At 72.7% G+C, this 19,156-nt stretch carries 17 protein-coding genes; 9 read left to right on the forward strand and 8 right to left on the reverse strand.

Annotated elements, in window-relative coordinates:
* Positions 1-55 precede the first annotated feature (55 nt).
* The 4 genes from ACIBF8_RS00075 to ACIBF8_RS00090 are packed head-to-tail and all read left to right on the forward strand — an operon-like array spanning position 56 to position 4,242.
* Entirely contained in the window at positions 56-2,605 is a 2,550-nt protein-coding gene (locus tag ACIBF8_RS00075) for a DUF4118 domain-containing protein (protein ID WP_396780113.1), read from the forward strand.
* Positions 2,602-3,282: a response regulator gene (locus ACIBF8_RS00080; protein ID WP_396780114.1), complete on the forward strand. Its 681-nt coding sequence runs from the start codon at positions 2,602-2,604 to the stop codon at positions 3,280-3,282. Before ACIBF8_RS00075 ends, ACIBF8_RS00080 begins: the two co-directional genes overlap by 4 nt.
* Before the next feature lie 22 nt (positions 3,283-3,304).
* Complete coding sequence (locus ACIBF8_RS00085) at positions 3,305-3,493, forward strand: hypothetical protein (protein WP_396780115.1); 189 nt, start codon at positions 3,305-3,307, stop codon at positions 3,491-3,493.
* A complete protein-coding gene (locus ACIBF8_RS00090) occupies positions 3,487-4,242 on the forward strand; it encodes a dienelactone hydrolase family protein (protein ID WP_396780116.1) in 756 nt (251 codons plus the stop codon). Before ACIBF8_RS00085 ends, ACIBF8_RS00090 begins: the two co-directional genes overlap by 7 nt.
* Positions 4,243-4,361: 119 nt before the next feature.
* Here ACIBF8_RS00090 and ACIBF8_RS00095 read toward each other — a convergent pair whose 3' ends face one another.
* The 8 genes from ACIBF8_RS00095 to ACIBF8_RS00130 form a co-directional block, all read right to left on the reverse strand.
* Positions 4,362-5,465, reverse strand: a complete 1,104-nt coding sequence (locus ACIBF8_RS00095) for an L-dopachrome tautomerase-related protein (RefSeq protein ID WP_396780117.1) — start codon at positions 5,463-5,465, stop codon at positions 4,362-4,364.
* A gap of 179 nt (positions 5,466-5,644) precedes the next feature.
* Positions 5,645-6,520 carry an SMP-30/gluconolactonase/LRE family protein gene (locus ACIBF8_RS00100; protein WP_396780118.1) on the reverse strand — a complete coding sequence of 292 codons (876 nt, stop codon included), beginning with the start codon at positions 6,518-6,520 and terminating at the stop codon, positions 5,645-5,647.
* A 22-nt stretch (positions 6,521-6,542) separates the two neighbouring features.
* A complete protein-coding gene (locus tag ACIBF8_RS00105; RefSeq protein WP_396780119.1) occupies positions 6,543-7,484 on the reverse strand; it encodes a sugar kinase in 942 nt (313 codons plus the stop codon).
* Complete coding sequence (locus ACIBF8_RS00110; protein ID WP_396780120.1) at positions 7,481-8,101, reverse strand: bifunctional 4-hydroxy-2-oxoglutarate aldolase/2-dehydro-3-deoxy-phosphogluconate aldolase; 621 nt, start codon at positions 8,099-8,101, stop codon at positions 7,481-7,483. Before ACIBF8_RS00110 ends, ACIBF8_RS00105 begins: the two co-directional genes overlap by 4 nt.
* Before the next feature lie 11 nt (positions 8,102-8,112).
* Positions 8,113-8,931 carry a hypothetical protein gene (locus ACIBF8_RS00115; protein ID WP_396780121.1) on the reverse strand — a complete coding sequence of 273 codons (819 nt, stop codon included), beginning with the start codon at positions 8,929-8,931 and terminating at the stop codon, positions 8,113-8,115.
* Between the two features lie 14 nt (positions 8,932-8,945).
* Positions 8,946-10,091 carry a galactonate dehydratase gene (gene dgoD / locus ACIBF8_RS00120; protein WP_396780122.1) on the reverse strand — a complete coding sequence of 382 codons (1,146 nt, stop codon included), beginning with the start codon at positions 10,089-10,091 and terminating at the stop codon, positions 8,946-8,948.
* A complete protein-coding gene (locus tag ACIBF8_RS00125; protein ID WP_396780123.1) occupies positions 10,088-10,798 on the reverse strand; it encodes a FadR/GntR family transcriptional regulator in 711 nt (236 codons plus the stop codon). The genes dgoD and ACIBF8_RS00125 overlap by 4 nt, the downstream gene beginning before the upstream one ends.
* Positions 10,799-10,833: 35 nt before the next feature.
* Entirely contained in the window at positions 10,834-11,580 is a 747-nt protein-coding gene (locus ACIBF8_RS00130; protein WP_396780124.1) for an SDR family NAD(P)-dependent oxidoreductase, read from the reverse strand.
* 159 nt (positions 11,581-11,739) lie between these two features.
* On the opposite strand from ACIBF8_RS00130, the gene ACIBF8_RS00135 reads away from it, so the two are divergent.
* The 5 genes from ACIBF8_RS00135 to ACIBF8_RS00155 are packed head-to-tail and all read left to right on the forward strand — an operon-like array spanning position 11,740 to position 19,116.
* Positions 11,740-13,035 carry an ABC transporter substrate-binding protein gene (locus ACIBF8_RS00135; protein WP_396780125.1) on the forward strand — a complete coding sequence of 432 codons (1,296 nt, stop codon included), beginning with the start codon at positions 11,740-11,742 and terminating at the stop codon, positions 13,033-13,035.
* Position 13,036: 1 nt separating this feature from the next.
* Positions 13,037-13,954 (forward strand): carbohydrate ABC transporter permease, encoded by a 918-nt coding sequence (locus ACIBF8_RS00140; protein ID WP_396780126.1) that lies wholly within the window; start codon positions 13,037-13,039, stop codon positions 13,952-13,954.
* Entirely contained in the window at positions 13,951-14,772 is an 822-nt protein-coding gene (locus ACIBF8_RS00145) for a carbohydrate ABC transporter permease (RefSeq protein WP_396780127.1), read from the forward strand. Before ACIBF8_RS00140 ends, ACIBF8_RS00145 begins: the two co-directional genes overlap by 4 nt.
* Positions 14,769-16,856 (forward strand): alpha-galactosidase, encoded by a 2,088-nt coding sequence (locus ACIBF8_RS00150; protein WP_396780128.1) that lies wholly within the window; start codon positions 14,769-14,771, stop codon positions 16,854-16,856. The genes ACIBF8_RS00145 and ACIBF8_RS00150 overlap by 4 nt, the downstream gene beginning before the upstream one ends.
* A 46-nt stretch (positions 16,857-16,902) precedes the next feature.
* Positions 16,903-19,116 carry a glycoside hydrolase family 27 protein gene (locus ACIBF8_RS00155; RefSeq protein ID WP_396780129.1) on the forward strand — a complete coding sequence of 738 codons (2,214 nt, stop codon included), beginning with the start codon at positions 16,903-16,905 and terminating at the stop codon, positions 19,114-19,116.
* Positions 19,117-19,156 lie beyond the last annotated feature (40 nt).

Raw genomic sequence — 19,156 nt, forward strand, 5'->3', positions numbered from 1 at the left:
CCGTGCCGACCGGGCACGGCCCCGCCCGCCGATCTGACCAGGGAGGATGGACCCCGTGCCACGCGGAGAACTGCGCATCTATCTCGGGGCCGCACCTGGCGTCGGCAAGACGTACGCCATGCTGGAGGAGGCCCAGCGGCGGGCCGCGCGCGGCACCGACGTGGTGATCGGCTTCGTGGAGACCCACGGCCGGCAACACACCGCCGCGATGCTCGGCGACCTGGAGCAGGTGCCTCGCCGCACGATGACCTACCGGGGCGTCGAGTTCACCGAGATGGACCTGGACGCGGTGCTGGCCCGCCGACCGGAGGTCGCGGTCGTCGACGAGTTGGCGCACACCAATGTGCCCGGCTCCCGGCACGACAAGCGTTGGCAGGACGTCCAGGAGCTGCTGGACGCGGGGATCGACGTGCTCTCCACGGTCAACGTGCAGCACCTGGAGTCGGTCAACGACGTCGTCGCCCAGATCACCGGCACCACCCAGCGGGAGACCGTGCCGGACGAGATCGTCCGCGCCGCCGAGCAGGTCGAGCTGGTCGACATGACCCCGGAGGCACTGCGGCGGCGGATGGCGCACGGCAACATCTACCGTCCCGACAAGATCGACGCCGCGTTGGGCAACTACTTCCGGGTCGGCAACCTCACCGCGCTGCGCGAGCTGGCGCTGCTCTGGCTGGCCGACAAGGTCGACGAGCAGCTCGACCGGTACCGCAGCCAGCAGGGCATCGCCGCCACCTGGGAGGCCCGGGAACGGGTCGTGGTGGCGCTGACCGGCGGCCCGGAGGGCGAGACGCTGATCCGCCGGGCGGCCCGGGTCGCCGCCCGCAGCAAGGGCGCCGACCTGCTCGCCGTGCACGTGGCCCGCAGCGACGGCCTGGCCGGCGCCGACCCGGCCCAGCTGGCCCGCCAGCGGGTCCTCGTCGAGAGCCTGGGCGGCACGTACCACCAGGTGCTCGGCACCGACGTGCCGGCCGCGCTGCTGGACTTCGCCCAGGGGGTCAACGCCACCCAACTGGTGCTCGGCGCCAGCCGGCGGGGCCGTCTCGCGCAGCTCTTCTCCCGAGGCGTCGGGGTGACCACCACCGCGCTCTCCGGGGCGATCGACGTGCACCTGGTCACCCACAAGCAGGCCGGTAAGGGTCGCCGGGCGGCGGCCGTGCCGGCGGCGCTGTCCCGCCGCCGTCGGCTGCTCGGCTTCGGCCTGGCCGTGCTGGGCATGCCGCTGCTCACCCTGCTGCTGAAGACCCTGCCCGACCTGACGCTGACCAACGACATCCTGCTGTTCCTCGCCGGGGTGGTCGGGGTCGCGCTGGTCGGCGGGGTGTGGCCGGCCCTGGTCGCCGCGCTCGGCGGGTCGCTGCTGCTCAACTGGTTCTTCACCCCGCCCTACCGCACGCTGACCATCGCCGAGGCGGACAATCTGCTCGCCCTGGCCGTCTTCGTGGGTGTGGCACTGGCGGTCAGCTGGATCGTCGACGTGGCCGCCCGGCGTACCCGGGAGGCCGCGCGGGCCGCCGCCGACGCGCAGACCCTCGCCGCGATCGCCGGCGGCGTGCTGCGCGGTGAACGCCCGCTGCCCGCGCTGCTCGAACAGCTCCGGGAGACGTTCGGGCTGCGCGCGGTGAGCGTGCTGGAACTGGCCGAGGAGGCCGGTGGCCGCCCGGAACGGGCCCGCGAGGAGCACGCCTGGAACGTGGCGGCCAGCGTCGGCGAGAGCCCGCCCTGCACCCCCGAGGGCGGCGAGACGACGGTACCGGTCGACGACCGGATCACCGTCGTGCTCTGCGGCCGACGGCTGGAGGCCGCGGACCGGCGGATCGTCGAGGCGTTCGCCGCCCAGGCCGCCGTGGCGTTGCGCCAGGAACGGCTCGCCGAGGAGGCCGCCACCGCCCGGCCGCTCGCCGCCGCCGACCGGATGCGCACCGCGCTGCTCGCCGCGGTCAGCCACGACCTGCGTACGCCGCTGGCCTCGGCGAAGGCGGCCGTGACCAGCCTGCGCAGCCACGACATCGAGTTCGATCAGTCCGACCGCGAGGAGCTGCTGGAGACCGCCGAGGAGTCGCTGGACCGACTCGCCCGGCTGGTCGCCAACCTGCTGGACATGAGTCGGCTCCAGGCGGGCGTGCTGGGCATCTCGGCGACCGCGATCGGCCTGGAGGACGCCGTACCCCTGGCGCTTGACGAACTCGGCCCGGCGGCCGCGACTGTCGGCACGGACATCCCGGCCGACCTGCCGGCCGCCACCGCCGACCCGGGCCTGCTGGAACGGGTGCTGGTGAACATCGTCGCCAACGCGCTGCGCTACAGCCCGCCGGACCAGCCGCCGACGATCACCGCCAGCGCGCACGCCGGCCAGGTCGAGCTGCGGGTGATCGACCGAGGGCCGGGCATTCCGGAGGACCAGTGGGAGCACGTCTTCCTGCCGTTCCAGCGCCTCGGCGACCGGGACAACCAGACCGGCGTCGGTCTCGGTCTTGCCCTGTCCCGGGGTTTGGCCGAGGCGATGGGTGGCAGCATCACCCCGGAGACCACCCCCGGTGGTGGGCTCACCATGGTGCTGCGGCTGCCGGCCGCGCAGACCAGCTCGGAAGGGCCGCAGGAATGACGCGCATCCTGGTCGTCGACGACGAGCCGCAGATCCTGCGTGCCCTGCGCATCAACCTGCGTGCCCGCCGGTACGACGTGGACGTCGCCGGCACCGGGGCCGCCGCGTTGAGGGCCGCCGCCAGCCACCCACCCGACCTGGTGGTGCTGGACCTCGGCCTGCCCGACATCGACGGTGTGGAGGTGATCCGGGGCCTGCGCGGATGGACCGCCGTGCCGATCATCGTGCTCTCCGGCCGCGCCGGCAGCGAGGACAAGGTCGCGGCGCTCGACGCCGGTGCGGACGACTACGTCACCAAGCCGTTCGGGGTGGAGGAGTTGCTGGCCCGCATCCGCGCGGTGACCCGCCGCCTCGGCGCGCCCAGCGAGGCGGTGCCGGCCTTGCGGATCGGCCGGCACACCGTCGACCTGGCCGACCACAGCGTGCTGCGCGACGACGGCACCGAGGTCAAGCTGACCCCCACCCAGTGGAGCGTGCTGGAGAAGCTGCTTCGTCACCCCGGCAAGCTGGTCAGTCAGCGTCAGCTCCTGCAGGACGTGTGGGGGCCGGAATACCAGAACGAAACCAACTACCTGCGGCAGTACCTCGCCCAACTGCGGCGCAAGCTGGAGGACGATCCGGCGCGCCCCCGCCACCTCATCACCGAGCCGGGAATGGGCTACCGCTACCGCCCCTGACCCGGCGGGCACCGACGGCAGCGTGCTGATCCGCACCGAGGATACCGACGGCCATGTGGTCGCCGACGCGGTGCGATCGTCGATACGCCGTTTCGACGGGTCACCGCCATTTTTTGACGCCGCGTTCACGCCGCTGCCGGCCGGGCATGCCGACACGGCGAGTAACGTGCGGAACGAACCAAGATCGATGTACGAGGAGGCGCGGTGCTGACGACGACGGTGGACATCCCGACCAGCGACGGCGTGGCGGACGCGAGTCTGACCCGGCCGGACGGCGACGGCCCGTTCCCGGCGGTGCTGCTCTTCATGGACGCGATCGGGCCGCGCCCCCGCCTGGTCGAGATGGCCGAGCGGATCGCCGCCCGGGGCTACCTGGTGCTGACGCCCCACCTGTTCTACCGGGCCGGCCGGGCACCGCTGTTCGACCTGTCCCGGCTCGGCGACGCGGACCAGCGCGCCGCGCTCTTCGAGAAGATCATGCCGCTGGTCGGCGCGTTGACCCCCGAGGTGATCAGCCGGGACAGCGCCGCGTACCTGGACTTCCTGGCCGCCCGGGACGACGTGCGGCCGGGCCCGGTCGCGATCACCGGCTACTGCATGGGCGGCACGAACGCCCTGCGGGCCATCGAGGCGCACCCGGACCGCATCGCGGCCGTCGCCAGCTTCCACGGCGGGCGGATCGTCACCGACGCACCGGACAGCCCGCACCGGGGCGTCGGCTCGATCACCGGTGAGGTGTACTTCGGCCACGCCGACGCCGACCAGTCGATGACGCCCGAGCAGATCGCCACGCTGGAGCAGGCACTCGACGCCGCCGGCGTGCGCTACCGCTCCGAGGTGTACGAGGGCGCCCACCACGGCTACACCATGGCGGACACCCCGGCGTACGACGAGCAGGCCACCGAGCGTCACTGGGTCGCCCTGTTCGACCTCCTGGACCGCACCCTGCCCACGGCCTGACGGCCTGAGTCCAAGATTGCGTCGATCTTGCAGTTTCGGTTGTTGATTCGGGGGTGAATGCCCCTTGTGCCGGGACAGAAAGTGCAAGATCGCGGAGCGAGGGCCGGGCCCTGGCGCGGTCAGCGGCGCAGTAGCACCGGGCCGGCGTCGATGCGGGTCCGGAACAGGGCGTACGGCTTGCGCCGTTTGTCCTGGCCGCGCTGGTACTGCGGCTGCCGGTGCAGTTGGTTGGCGGTGACGTAGAGGTACCCGTCGGTGGCCACCGACATGGTGTCCGGCCAGAGCAGTCGCGGGTCGTGGACCAGGGTTTCGTACTCGCCGTCGGGCAGTCGACAGAGCACCGCGTTGTGCTCGTACGAGGTGAGGTAGAGCCGCCCCGCGTCGTCGCTCTCCAACCCGTCCGAGGCGGTGCCCTTGTCGCCCTCGTCGACCACTGTCGCGGCGACCGCCTCCTGGGTGACGCCCGGGTCGGCCAGCGCTTCGGTGGAGACGCTGTGCAGGCGCCGGGACGCCAACGGGCAGTAGTAGAGCCGGGTGCCGTCGGCGGAGATGGCGATGCCGTCGGAGCCGAAGGTCAGCGGCTGCGGCGGTCCGTCCGCCGGTCGTTCGAGGAACGGTCGGCCCTCGACCATCGGGCGGAACGACGTCAGCGGCTCCGGCTTGGTGGACGGGTGGTCGTGCAGCCGCCGCCAGGAGGCCCCGCTGGCCAGGTCCACCACGATGATCCCGTTCGGCCCGGCGTTCGCCGAGTCGGTGATGTAGGCGACCCCCGACTCACCCCGCCGCAGGTCGAAGCGGACGTCGTTGAGGTACGTCGTCGGCAGCGCCACGTCCGCCGGAAAGGTGATCACCTGGGCGACCGTGTCGGTGTCCAGGTCGATCCGGACCAGTTTCGGGCCACCCGGCTTGGTGGGCTGGAGCATCGGGCTGCCGGTGTCCAGCACCCAGAGCCGGTCGGCCGGGTCCACCACGATGCTCTGCACCGACACGAAGGCGCCCGCGTCGTTGTCACCGGACGGCTCGTTCCACGCCTGGTCGGGATAGGGCACCTCCCGACCGTCGCGCAGCTCGACGACGGTCGCCGGCACCTCGTCGCCCCACTTCGGGAAGTTGACGAAGATCCGACCCCGGTGCGAGACGCTCACCCCGGTCGGCATCGGTCCGGTGAAGGTGTGCACCAACTCCAGCTCGCCGACCGGTTCGTCGCCGACCGGCCCGTTCATGCCGCCCGTCCCACGGTGCTCATCGTCCCGCCCCCAATCGGTGGGCCCGACCCCACGCTGGCCGCGGGTGGCCCTGAAGGCCGTTGTTCCCGCCTGGGCGTCCGGTATGCCTTGCCGTCGTCGGGCTCCTGAGCTGTCCGCCCGGAGCTGTCCGCCCGGAGCTGTCCGCCTGGGAGCGGTCAGCCCACCGGGGCGGCGGCGCGCGCGGCGGGCAGGCCGGGGACCTCGACGTCCACCGCGAGCAGCGCGCCGTCCTGCGGGCCTGCCGTGTCAAGCCCGACCCGGGCCGTGCCGATGAAGAGCCGGCGCAGGTCGGGGCCGCCGAGGCAGATGCCGGCCGGCTGCTTGGCCGGCAGCCGGATCTCCCGGTCGAGGGTGCCGTCGGGCCGGTACCGGCGTACCGCGGCGCCGCCCCAGAGCGCGATCCACAGATGCCCGGCCGCGTCGAGCGTCATGCCGTCCGGACCCCCGTCGGCCGGGGACAACCGCACGAACGGCTCCCGGCCGTGCAGCGCCCCGGTGGCGGGGTCGACGCTGAACCGGTCGATCTCGCCGCGTGGCGTGTCGGCCAGGTACATGGTGGTGCCGGTGGCGTCGAACGCCGGCCCGTTCGGGATGGTCAGCCCGGTCACGGCGGGGACCGGCTCGGCGCCCGGGGCGAGGCGGAACAGGGTGCCTCCGCCGGGCACCGCGGCGTACGTCATGCTGCCGGCCCAGAAACGGCCGTGCGGGTCGGCGACCGCGTCGTTCATCCGGGTCGGCTCGGGCGCGGCACCGACCAGGTCGGCGACCGGTCGGGGGTCGCCGGTGGCGGACAGCAGGGTGACGCCGGTCCCGGCGGCGGCCAGCCAGTCGCCGTCGGCCACCGGGGCGACCGCGCCGAGCGGTACGTCGAGGCGGCGCAGCTCCCGCAGCGGGGTCGGGGCGTCGCCGTCGGTCTCCAGCAGTCGCCCGGCCAGCAGGTCGACGAGGACCAGCCGGTCGTCGACCCAGCGCAGGCCCTCGCCCAGCTCCAGCCGGTCGGTGCTCCAGACGGTCGGCTCGGTCAGCTCCATGGTGTTCCTCCAAAGGGGATTGTCAGCGGACCGTACCGCCGGGGCCGTGGTCGAGCAGCGCCAGCTCGGCCCGATCGGGCAGACCTTCCCAGTCGCCCCGCGTGGCGACCGCGAACGCGCCGGTGGTGACGGCCCGGTCCAGCCGGCCCGACGCGTCGGCGCCGTCGAGCCAGCCGGAGAGCAGCCCGGCGACGAAGGCGTCCCCCGCGCCGACGGTGTCCACCACCGGCACCGTCCGGGCTGGACGGTGGATCGTGCCGGTGGCGCTGTGGCTGGTCGCCCCGTCGCCGCCGTGTTTGACGACGACCTCGGTGACGCCGGCCGAGAGTAGCGCCGTGGCCGGATCGGTCGCGTCGGTCAGCACGGCCAGCTCGTCGTCGGAGGCGACCACCAGGTCGATCGAGGGCAGCAGCGGACGCAGCGCGTCGGCGGCCTCGGCGACCGACCAGAGCCGGTTGCGGTGGTTGACGTCCAGGCAGACCGTGCTGCCGGCCGCGCGGGCGCACCGCACGGCCGCCACCACCGCCTGGTAAGGCTCGACACCGAGCGCGCAGGTGATGCCGGTGACGTGCAGCAGCCGGGGTGGCGGCCCGGGTGCGTCGAAGGCGCGGGTCACGTCGGCCGGGCCCAGCCGGGAGCCGGCCGACCCGGCCCGGTGGTAGGTGACCCGGTTGATGTCGGCGACCCGGTTCTCGAAGAGGATCAGCCCGGTCGGGGCGGTCGGGTCGACCCGCGCCCAGGTCAGGTCGACACCCTCGGCGCGTAGCGTACGGCGGACCAGCTCGCCGGCCTCGTCGGCGCCGGTGACGCCGATCCAGGCAACCTGGTGGCCGAGCCGGGCCAGGCCGATCGCCACGTTCGACTCGGACCCGGCGATGGAGATGCCGGCGGTGCCGCCCAGTCGCAGTGGCCCGGTGGTGCGGAAGGCCGCCATCGTCTCGCCGAGCGTGAGCAGGTCGGTCACTGCCGCACCGCCGCGAGGAAGGCGCTGGCGCGCTGGCGCAGCGCCGCCAGGTCGCCGCCGCGGACGGCGTCGCCGAGCAGCGGGGATCCGACGCCGACCGCCGTCGCGCCCCGCTGGAGGTAGCGGTGGGCGCCGTCCGCGTCGACCCCACCGACCGGCACGAACGCGGTGCCGGGGAACGGGTCGCGCAGGGCGCCGAGGTAGTCGGGCCCGCCGAGGGAGGCCGGGAAGAGCTTGATCGCGGCTGCCCCGCCATCGGTGGCCTGCACCACCTCGGTGGGGGTGAGCGCACCGGCGAGCACCGGCAGCCCGAGTCGGCCGCCCTCGGCGAGGCTCGCTGCGATCGCCGGGGTGACCAGGAAACCGGCGCCCGCGTCGGCCGCCGCGCGGGCGTCCTCGGCGCTGAGCACGGTGCCCGCGCCCAGGGCGAAGTCCGGCCCGAGAGCGGCCCGGGCCCGTCGAAGAATGTCGAACGCGTCGGCGCTGGTCAACGAGACCTCGACCAGGGCGACGCCGCTCTCGGCCAGGGTGAGCACCGCGGTCAGCGCCGCGGCCGGGTCCGGGCCGCGCACGATGGCCAGCAGTCGATGGGTACGCAGCTCGTCGAGCAGGTTCATCACGGGTGTCCTCAGTGGATGCGGTGGGCGGAGATGGTGAGTCGCCAGGTGACCTCCCCGGCGGGCGGGACGACCGCCGCGTCGTCGGGGCCGGCGTCGGCCAGGTCGAAGGCGCGGCCGAGCATCGGTTCGACGCCGACGCTGCGGTAGGGGCCGCTGGCCGGCCAGCCGCCGAGGTTGCGCCAGAGCGCGGTGCTGCGGGGCTGGTCCGCGCACTCCAGCTCCAGGGTCAGCAGGTCGATCCCGTCGAGCACCTGGACCCGGGCGCAGTCGAGCAGCACCGCGCCGAGCGCGGTCCCGTCGTCCGGGCCGAACCGGTCCAGTGCCAGCCCGGCCGGGGCCGGCCACGGCCCGGTCAGCCACGGGTCGCCGGTGGGCCAGGCGCCCGGTGGCAGCAGCGCGGCGGCCTCCGGGTGCAATCGGGTCGGGGTGCCGGTGGGCGCGTCGAGGCGGGCTGCGGGGGAGAGATCGAGCAGGGCGTGCGCGGCCCAGACGAACCGGTACCCGGGGTCGGCGGCCAGCCGGTAGTCGGCCACCACCGCGCCGCCCTCGTCGCTGATCCGGCGGGTGAGGGTGAAGGTCGGCCGCTCGATGACCACGGTGCCGGGGCCGGCGGGCCGCCACGGCCGCGACCACACCTCGCCGTGGTCGGGCTCGCCGCGCACGGTGGGCAGGCACTCCTCCAGCCCACCGGCGTCGACGAACGCGTCGTCGGGGCGTACCTCGTGCCGGCCGGGTTCCGGGCCACGCCAGAGCCATTCCCGGCCGCCGCCGTGCAGGCTCGTCCACCGGCCGCCGTGCGCCGCGTCGTACGCCACGCGCAGCGCCACCGGCCTCGCGCCGGTCACCACTCGGCGAACGACCCGTCGGTGTGCTGCCAGACCGGGTTGCGCCAGGCGTGCGGGGTCTGGGCGGCCTTGCGCACCGCCGCCTCGTCGACGGTGATGCCCAGACCGGGCCGGTCGAAGCGGGCGATGTGCCCGTCCACGAACCGGAACGGCTCCGGGTCGATGAGGTAGTCCAGCAACTCCGAGCCGGCGTTGTAGTGGATGCCGATGCTCTGCTCCTGGATCAGGAAGTTCGGCGTCGCGAAGGCCACCTGGAGGCTGGCCGCCAGGGAGATCGGGCCGAGTGGGCAGTGCGGGGCGAGCAGCGCGCCGTACGTCTCGGCGAGCGCGGCGATCCGGCGGACCTCGGAGATCCCACCGGCGTGCGACAGGTCCGGTTGGACCACGGCGACCCCGGCCTGCAACGGGCCGAGGAACTCGGAGCGACCGTAGAGCCGCTCGCCGGTGGCCACCGGGATCGGCGTGCTGGCGACGATGTCGCCCAGGTGGTGGGCCTGGTCGGGCAGGACCGGTTCCTCCACGAAGAACGGGCGCAGGGCGGCCAGCTCGGGCAGGATCCGGCGCACCGCGGCCATTCCGGCGCGACCGTGGAAGTCCACCGCGATGTCCCGGTCGGGGCCCAGCACCTCGCGGGCGGCGGCCACCCGGCCGACGACCGCGTCCACCTCGGCCGAGGTGGGGATGGGTGAGAGCCGCCCGCAGGCGTTCATCTTGACGCCGGTGAGGCCGGCGGCGACCTGCGCGGCGGCGGCGTCGGCCACCTCGTCGGGCTCGTCTCCGCCGATCCACGAGTAGATCCGCACCCGGTCGCGGACGGGCCCGCCGAGCAGCGCGTGCACCGGCGCACCGTACGCCTGCCCGGCGATGTCCCAGAGGGCCTGGTCGAGGCCGGCGACCGCGCTGGAGAGGATCGGCCCGCCCCGGTAGAAGCCCCCCTTGGTGAGCACCTGCCAGTGCTGCTCGATGCGCAGGGGATCCGCGCCGATCAGGTATTCGGAGAGCACCTCGACCGCGCTGCGGACCACCTCGGCGCGGCCCTCGACCACGGGCTCACCCCACCCGACCAGCCCGTCGTCGGTCTCCACCCGGCAGAACAACCACCGTGGCGCGACCAGGAAGGTCTCGACCCGCTCGATCTTCACTGACTGCCCCTTCGTCCCCGTGCCTTCTCGACGTCGCGGACGGCCTTGTCCAGCAACTCACGCATCGCGGTCTCGGCCGCTGTCTCGTCCCGTTCGCGCAGCGCGTCGACCACCGCGCGGTGACTGGGCACCGGGTCGTCGTGCGCGGTGCCGCCGTGCACCAGACGGTCCCGTTCGGCGAGCCCGGTCTCCATCACCACCTCCATCCGCTCCAGCAACTCGTTGTGGGTGGCGGCGAGCAGGGCGCGGTGGAAGGCGAGGTCCGCGGCGATGGCGGCGGTGGGATCGCCGTTGGCCTGGGCCATCTCGGCCAGTGCCCGGTCGAGGGCGGTCAGGTCGTCCTCGGTGGCCCGGGTGGCGGCCAACCGTGCGGCGGCCGGCTCGATGATGGCGCGCACCTCGTGCAGTTGGTCGAGCAACCGCTGGTCGGTGCCCTCGGCGAACTGCCAGCGGATCACGTCACCGTCGAGCAGGTTCCAATCCGAGCGGGGCCGGACGAAGGTGCCGCGCTTCTGCCGGGCGTCGACGATGCCCTTGGCGGAGAGGACCTTCAGCGCCTCGCGGAGCGCCGTGAGGCTGACGTCGAACTCCTCCTGCAACGCGACGATGTTCAGGGTCGCGCCAGCGGCGATCTCGCCGGTGAGGATGCGCCGGGCGATCGCTTCGACGGTCTGCCCGTGGACGCCGCGGCGTGCGTACTGTGCCAATGCTCCTGGCCTTTTCGCTGGTCGGTATCGATCTCTCAGGCCGAGGCTTTCACCGCTGTCCAGCCACCGTCCACCACGAGGCTCGCGCCGGTGATGTACGCGGCGTCCGGTGAGGCGAGGAAGGCGACCGTCGCGGCCACCTCGTCCGGTGTGCCGAAGCGCTTCGCGACGGTCTCCGCGACGCTGCGCTGTCGGTCCTCTTCGGACACCTCGGCCCAGGCGGCGGTGAGGATCGGCCCGGGCAGCACGGTGTTGACCCGAACCTGTGGGCCGTACTCCACGGCGAGCTGACGGCCGAGCGCGACCAGGCCACCCTTGGCCGCGGCGTACGCGGGGCGGCCGGGCAACCCGACCAACGCGTGCACCGAGGAGATCAGCACCACCGCACCGGAGCGCGCCCGCAGGTCGTCCAGGCAGGCGCGGACGCCGAGGAAGGAGCCGGTGAGGCTGACGCCGAGCTGGTGGTCCCAGGACTGTCGGCTGGTCTCGTGCGCCGGGGCGACCCGCACGGCGTACGCGGTGCTGACCAGGATGTCGACCGGGCCGAGGCGATCCCGTACGGCGGTCACGGCGGCCGTCCAGTCGGCCTCGTCGCTGACATCGCCCACTACGGACAGTGCTCGGTCGCCACGCGCGGTCAACTCTGCGGCCAGCGGGGCCGGGTCGGCCACGTCGAACAGCGCTACCGCTGCTCCCTCGGCGGCAAGCCGCCGGGCGGTGGCCGCGCCGATCCCACCCATTGCGCCGGTGACCAGCGCGTTCTTGCCTTCAAGCCGGCGCATAGGCTGATCCACCTGACCCTCGCCTTGATCTCGTCTAATCATTAATTACGAAGATATCTTGACAGCCGGCGAGGGTCGATGCAACCTTCTCGTCACAGCATTCACATGGACGACACATCGCGCGGTGACGCTGCGTGTCGTAAAGGAAGGGATACCTCCGTGAGCGACTTCGACCCCGGTCGCCGGCGATTCCTTGGCCACCTCGGGCTCGCCGGCCTGGGCGCGCTCGGCGCCAGCTCGTTCCTCAGCGCGTGCGCCAGCTCCGCCAGCGGGCCGACGACGAGCAATGGCTCGGGCGCGGTCACCATCCAGTCCAACCTCTCCTCGCCGCAGGCCAAGGTCGCGATGGAGAAGCTGATCGAGACCTTCAACGCGCAGGGCAAGGGCACGGCGAGCCTCAACACGATCGCCTCGGAGACCTTCCGGACCCAGCTGCCGACCTACCTGACCTCGGCCAACCCGCCGGACCTCTACACCTGGTACGCGGGCTCGGTCGCCAACGACTACGCCAGCAAGAACCTGCTGCTGGACGTCTCCGACGTCTGGAAGTCGCTGGGTGACTACCCTGAGTCGCTGCGTACCCTCTCCACCGACGCCAGCGGCAAGCAGATCTTCGTGCCGATGAACAACTACTGGTGGGGCTTCTTCTACCGCAAGTCCAACTTCGCCAAGTGGGGCGTGCAGGAGCCGAAGACCTGGACCGAGTTCCTGGCGCTCTGCGAGACGCTGAAGGGCAAGGGCATCCCGCCGATCGGCATCGGCCTCGGCGACACCCCGTGGGTGGCCTCGGCCTGGTTCGACTACCTCAACATCCGGATCAACGGCGCGCCGTTCCACCGCGAGTTGCTCGCCGGCAAGCAGCGCTTCGACGATCCGAAGGTCAAGGCGGTCTTCACCCGCTGGCGCGAGGCCCTGCCCTACTTCGACCCCAAGGGCAAGGCGTACCCGTTCCAGGAGGCGACCACCGCGCTGCTGGCCGGCAAGACCGGGATGTTCCTGATCGGCACCTTCTTCGCCGACGCGGCACCCAAGGACGCGCTCGGTGACCTGGACTTTTTCCGGTTCCCGATCATCGACCCGGCGGTGCCGCTGGCCGAGGAGGCGCCGACCGACGGCTTCTTCGCCAGCGCGAAGACCGCCAACCCGACCGGCACCAAGGCACTGCTCAGCTACCTGGCCGGGGTCGAGGCCCAGGAGGCGTACGTCAAGGCCAGCTCGGGCATCGTGCTGCCAGCCAACCCCAAGGCCAAGGCATCGGACTCGCCGCTGGTGGCCAAGGGCAAGGCGATGCTGGGCGAGGCCAAGGAGCTGACCCAGTTCTTCAACCGCGACTCCAGCGACGCGCTCCAGCCGACCGCGGACACCGCGCTGACCAAGTTCATCGACAAGCCGGACCAGATCGACGCGATCCTGCGGGAGTGGCAGGCCGGCGCCGAGAAGGTCTTCAAGGGCTGACGTGACAGCAACGATCTCCACGACTTCGGTCACCCCCACCCGGCGGCGACGGTCGGCTCGACTGTCGCCGCTGCTGGTGGCGTTCGTCCTGGTGCCGTTCGTGGTCGAGAGCGTCTGGGTGTTCTGGCCGGCGATCCAGGGCTTCTGGTTCTCCCTCACCCGCTGGGACGGGATGACGCCCCCGACCTTCGTCGGCACGGACAACTACGTCGAGCTGGCCGGCGACGCCACCTTCCGGGGTGCGCTGCTCAACACGGTGATCTGGCTGGTGCTCTTCGGCGGCCTCTCCGTGCTGGGTGGCTTCGGGATGGCCCTCGTCCTGCAGAAGGAGCGGCGCGGTGTCGGCTTCTACCGGGCCGCGCTGTTCACGCCGGTGGTGTTCTCGCTGGTGGTGACCGCGCTGGTCTGGCGGGTCTTCTACCAACCCGACGGCATCGCCGACACGCTGTTGCGGGCGGTCGGTCTGGAGCAGCTGATCCGGCCCTGGCTCGCCGACCCGCAGACCGCCCTGTACGCGGTGATCCTGCCGGCGCTGTGGCGACAGATCGGGTACGTGATGGTGCTGTTCCTGGCCGGCCTGAAGGCGATCGACCCGGCGCTGCACGAAGCGGCCCGGATGGACGGTGCCAACTCCTGGCAGCGGCTGCGGCACGTCACCATCCCCCAGCTCCGCGGGGTCAACGCCGTGGTGCTGTCGGTCATCGTGATCGACTCGCTGCGCTCGTTCGACATCGTCTGGTCGCTGACCAAGGGCGGTCCGTACCACTCGTCGGAGCTGCTCAGCACCTACATGTACTCGACCGCGTTCCAGAGCCTGCGGCTGGGCTACGCCTCGGCGATCGCGGTCGTGATCTTCGTGCTCGCGCTGGCCGTCATCCTCGGCTACCTGGTCCGCGCGTTCCGGGAGGAAGCGTCATGAACAAGCTCCGTACCGGGGCCTTCCACACCGGCATGATCCTGCTCTCGTTGCTCTGGCTGGGCCCGGTGCTCTGGGTGGTGGTGATGTCCACCCGGTCGTTCGACGACATCGCCGCGCACGGCGTGGGCAGCCTGCCCCGGTCGTTCACCCTGGACACCTACCGGCAGGCGTGGACCGACGGCGGCGAGCTGCGCGCGCTGATCAACAGCATGCTGGTCACCGTTCCGTCGGTGGTGTTGAGCCTGGGCCTGGCCGCGATGGCGGCGTTCGCACTGAGCCGCTTCCGGATCCCCGGGCGGCGGACCATCCTGCTGCTGATGCTCGCCGGCAACCTGCTGCCACCACAGATCCTGCTCATCCCGGTGGCCAAGTTCAGCGAGCTGACCGGCCTGTACGACACGCTCTGGGCGTTGATCGCGGTGCAGGTCGGCTTCGGGCTCGGCTTCTACACCTTCGTCCTGCACGGCTTCATGCGGGACCTGCCGGGTGAGATCCAGGAGGCGGCCACCATCGACGGCGCCGGCACGGCACAGATCTTCACCCGGGTGATGCTGCCGCTGACCCGACCCGCGCTGGCCGCCCTCGGGGCACTCTCCTTCACCTGGATCTTCAACGACCTGCTCTGGGCGATCACCGTGCTGCGTACCGACGACAACATGCCGGTCACCCCGGCGCTGCTCGCCCTCCAGGGCCAGTTCGTCTCGTCCTGGAACGTCATCGCCGCCGGCACGGTCATCGCGGCCGTCCCCACCGTCGCGGTGTTCCTGCGCTTCCAGCGGCACTTCGTCTCCGGTCTGGCGCTCGGAGCGGTCAAGTGACCGCCGAGTCCGGGCAGCGCTGGACGCTGCGCGGCACGCACACCGAGTACACCGTGCGGGTGCCCGCGCACGGACGCTGGCTGGAACTCGTCGCGTGGGGGCCGCACGGTGTCTCCGACGGGCCCTCGCCGGTCGGCTACGACGGCCCGGTCCCGTTCCTCACCGCCGGGGACGCCGCCCCCATCGAGTACGCCACCGACGCCGACCGTCCGTTCACCGGCGCGGACCTGGTGATCGAGACCGCGAACGGGCAGCGACGGGTGGGTTTCGTCCACACCGAGGCGCGGATCGACGCCGACCAGCGGGAGCTGGCCGTCGACTTCGCCGACCCGGTCACCGGGCTGCGCGCCACCGTGCACTACCGGGTGCCCGCCGGCACCGACGTGGTGCAGCGCTGGGTCGAGCTGACCAACGACGGCACCAATGCGTTGCGGGTCATCCGGGCCGGATCGGGCGGGTTCTGCGTACCGACGCCGCACGGTGCGCTGCTCAGCCACCAGTGGGGCCAGTGGGCGCAGGAGTTCCAGCTCTCCCACGTCGAGCTGGGCCACGGCGCCTTCAGCATCGGCAGCTCCCAGGGCGTACCCGGGCACCTGCACGTGCCCTGGCTGGCCGTCCGCGACACCGCCGAGCCGACCGGCCCGGCGTGGGCGATGGCGCTGGCCTGGACCGGCTCGTGGGAGATCAGCGCCGAGCGGGACACCGGCGGCCTGACCCGGGTACGGATCGGCCGTCAGCTGGTCGACGGCCCGCTGGAGCTGGCCGCGGGCGAGCGGCTCTCCCTGCCGGTGGTCACCGGGGCGTACAGCCCGGACGGCCTGGACGGGCTGGCCCGGGTCTGGCACACCCACCAGCGGAAGCTGGCCGGGGAGCGGCTGACCGGACGCCCGGTGCTCTACAACTCCTGGGAGGCGACCTACTTCGCCGTCGAGGCGCAGAGTCAGCTCGCGCTCGCCCGGATCGCCGCCGAGCTGGGCGTGGAGACCTTCGTCGTGGACGACGGTTGGTTCGTCGGTCGCAACGACGACACCGCCGGTCTCGGCGACTGGACGCCCGATCCGGCGAAGTTCCCGGCCGGGTTCGACGCGTTCATCGCCGACGTCCGCGCGCTCGGGCTGAACTTCGGGCTCTGGGTGGAGCCGGAGTGCGTCAACCCGAAGTCGTCGCTGTACGCCGAGCACCCGGACTGGGTCTACTCCGTCGACGGCCGGCCACTCACCCCGGTCCGCAACCAGTACCTGCTCGATCTGGGTCGGCCGGAGGTCGCCGAGTTCGTGCACTCCACCGTCGATGGTCTGCTGCGCCGGTACGACATCGACTACCTGAAGTGGGACTTCAACCGGCCGCGTACCGAGCCGGGCCGACCCGGTGGGGTGGGCCCGCTCGACCTGGACGGCGCGCACGTCGCCAACCTGCACCGGATCTACGAGCGGCTGCGCCGGGACCATCCCGGTGTGCTGATCGAGGCGTGTGCCGGCGGGGGCGCCCGGACCGACCTGGCGATGGCCGCCCGAGCCGACGTCTTCTGGCCCAGCGACAACACCGGCCCGCTGGACCGGCTGGCCATCCAGTACGGCTTCCTGCACGCCAACGCCCCGCACCTGCTCAGCTCCTGGGTCACCGACGCGCCCGGCCTGTTCGACCCCCGGCCGCGAACGCTGGCGTTCCGGTTCGTCCTGGCGATGGCCGGGGTGCTCGGCATCGGCGCGGACATCCGGGCGTGGACCCCGGCCGAGCGGGCCGAGGCGGCCGACTGGATCGCCCGCTACAAGGAGATCCGGGACGTCGTCACGCACGGCGAGGTGCACCTGATCGGCGGCCCCGACCAGGCCCGCTGTGCAGTGCAGTACACCGCGCCGGACGAGAGCCGGGTGGTCGTCCTGGCCTGGCACACCGGCCGGCTCGACGGCGCCGGGCTGCTTCCGTCCCGTCCCGTCCGGTTGCCGCTGCGCGGCCTCGACCCGGCGGCCCGCTACTCGCACGGCGATCGGCACTACTCCGGCAGCCACCTCGCCGCCGTCGGCCTGCCCGTGCAGTGGAGCGCGACCCACGACGCCGACCTCATCGTGCTGACCCGCGACTGAGGCCGGAGCACCACCACCCCCACCCCCGAGGGACAGGAGTACCTCCATGCGCCTGAACCGACAGCTGACCGCCGCCCTGGCCGTGCTCGGCCTGGGCCTGGTCAGCCCGATGCCGGCGATGGCCGGCCCACCCCACGCCGACCCACCGCAGGCCGGTCATGGGCCCGCCCGCCCCGGTCCCGCCCCGGCCGCCACCGGCGCGGAGGACCAGGGCGCGCCGACCTTCTTCAACAGCGGACTGGCCCCGACGCCCTACCAGGGTTGGAACACCTACTTCGGTCTCGGTGGCGATCCCACCGAGGCCGAGGTGCGGTCGGTCACCGACTACATGGTCCGCAGTGGCCTCCGGGACGCCGGCTACACCTACGTCTGGATCGACGGCAACTGGGCCGCGCCCACCCCGCGCAACGAGGCCGGCCAGCTCGTCGCCGACCCGGCCCGCTTCCCCGGCGGGATGGCCGCGCTGGCGTCCTACATCCACAGCAAGGGGATGAAGGCCGGCATCTACACCGACGCCGGACCGTACCTGCCGGGGCAGTGCGGGCTCGGCAGCAACGGCCACTACCAGGCCGACATCGCCCAGTTCGCCGGTTGGGGCTTCGACGCGCTCAAGGCCGACTGGCTCTGCGGCCGGGCCGCCGGCCTCGACCCGGAGACCACCTTCCGGGAGCTGGCCGAGGCGGTACGCCAGTCACCACGCCCGATGCTGCTCAACATCTGCAACCCGGTCAGCTCCGACTGGGGCGGCGGCCCGTACCCCCCGGAGCAGCTCTCCACCTGGAGCTACACGTACGCGCCCACCATCGCCGACTCCTGGCGGACCTACACCGACGTGGGGCTCACCGACCCGACCCCGCAGTGGGCGTACCCGTGGGTGCTGCGCAACATGGACGTCAACGCGTACCACCCGGCGGCCACCGGCCCGGGGCACTACAACGACCCGGACTACCTGCTGCCGATGCGCCCACTGCCCGACGGCGGGTACGAGTTGAGCCTCGAGGAGTCCAAGACACAGCTCGGCATGTGGGCCATCATGGCCGCGCCGCTGGTGATCGGCTCCGACCCGCGCGGCCTTCCGCAGGAGATGATCTCGGCGCTGACCAACCCGGAGATCATCGCGGTCGACCAGGACCCACTGGTCCGTCAAGGCGTCAAGGTCGCCGACACCGGCACCGACGCGCAGGTCTGGAGCAAGGTACTCGCCGGCTCCGGCAAGCGGGCCGTCGCGCTGCTCAACCGGCACGACACCGCCCAGCGGATCACGGTGAACTTCGCCGACGTCGCGCTCGGCGGGTCGGTCCAGGTCCGTGACCTGTGGACCCGCTCCACCGTGGACGCCCAGCCGGGCACCGCCGGCACGCAGCCGTTCACCGGCTCGTACACCGTCGAGGTGCCGGCGCACGGGGTGGCCATGCTCCGCCTGACCGGCACCGACCAGGTCGCCGGCGCCGACCTCGGCGGCACCGCCAGCGCCAGCCCGGCGCTGGTCCGGGTGGACGACACGCACGCCACCGCCTTCGTCCGCGACGCGCAGGGCGCGCTGGCGGTCAACACCCGCTCCGGTACGACGTGGGGCACCCGCTGGACCTCGCTCGGCGGCCCGGTGGGCGGCCGGATCCTCGGCCAGCCGGCCGCGTACGGCTCCGCGGGCGGGCGGCTCGACGTCTTCGTCCGCGGCACCGACAACGCCGCCTGGCAGCGCAGTTACGTGGCCGGTGCGTGGGGGCCGTGGCGCAGCCTCGGCGGCACGCTGACCGACGCGCCCACGGTGGCCTGGACCAGCCCGACACAGTGGACGCTCGTCGCCCGCGGTGCCGACGGCAAGCTCTGGTCGCGGACGCCGAACGCCGGCTGGACCAGCGTCGGGGCCCCCGACAACCGGCCGTTCTACGGTCGGCCGAGTGCCGTCGTCGACGACGCCGGTGTGCTGCACGTGGCGGTCCGTAGCCGCACCGACGAGGTGTGGTGGAGCAGCCGGACCGGCACCACCTGGTCGGCCTGGACCAACCTGGGCGGCACCACCAGCGGCAGCCCGACCCTGCTCGCCACCTCCGGTCGGGTCTACCTGTTCGCGCTGGCCGCCGACAACCGGCTCTGGCAGCGCAACCTGACCGACGGTTCCTGGGGCGGCTGGTTCCGGCGCGGTGAGTTCGCCACCGACGCGTTCCGGGGTGCGCCCGGGGCCGCCGCCGGCGCCAACGGCAGCGCCTGGCTGGCCGTACGCGGCGTGGACGACCGGGTGCACCAGGTCGTCCTCTGATCCACGGTGGCGGGCCGTCGGCTGGCGGCCCGCCACCCGC

The sequence above is a fragment of the Micromonospora sp. NPDC050276 genome (genome assembly GCF_044459545.1).
In the GTDB taxonomy this organism is placed as follows: domain Bacteria; phylum Actinomycetota; class Actinomycetes; order Mycobacteriales; family Micromonosporaceae; genus Micromonospora.

Excerpts from the sequence above, each read along its gene's own strand:
- ACIBF8_RS00110 (WP_396780120.1), bottom strand. The coding sequence starts at position 8,101 with ATGAACCTGCTCGACGAGCTGCGTACCCATCGACTGCTGGCCATCGTG.
- ACIBF8_RS00100 (WP_396780118.1), bottom strand. The coding sequence starts at position 6,520 with ATGGAGCTGACCGAGCCGACCGTCTGGAGCACCGACCGGCTGGAGCTG.
- ACIBF8_RS00130 (WP_396780124.1), bottom strand. The coding sequence starts at position 11,580 with ATGCGCCGGCTTGAAGGCAAGAACGCGCTGGTCACCGGCGCAATGGGT.
- ACIBF8_RS00155 (WP_396780129.1), top strand. The coding sequence starts at position 16,903 with ATGCGCCTGAACCGACAGCTGACCGCCGCCCTGGCCGTGCTCGGCCTG.
- ACIBF8_RS00080 (WP_396780114.1), top strand. The coding sequence starts at position 2,602 with ATGACGCGCATCCTGGTCGTCGACGACGAGCCGCAGATCCTGCGTGCC.
- ACIBF8_RS00145 (WP_396780127.1), top strand. The coding sequence starts at position 13,951 with ATGAACAAGCTCCGTACCGGGGCCTTCCACACCGGCATGATCCTGCTC.
- ACIBF8_RS00095 (WP_396780117.1), bottom strand. The coding sequence starts at position 5,465 with ATGAACGGGCCGGTCGGCGACGAACCGGTCGGCGAGCTGGAGTTGGTG.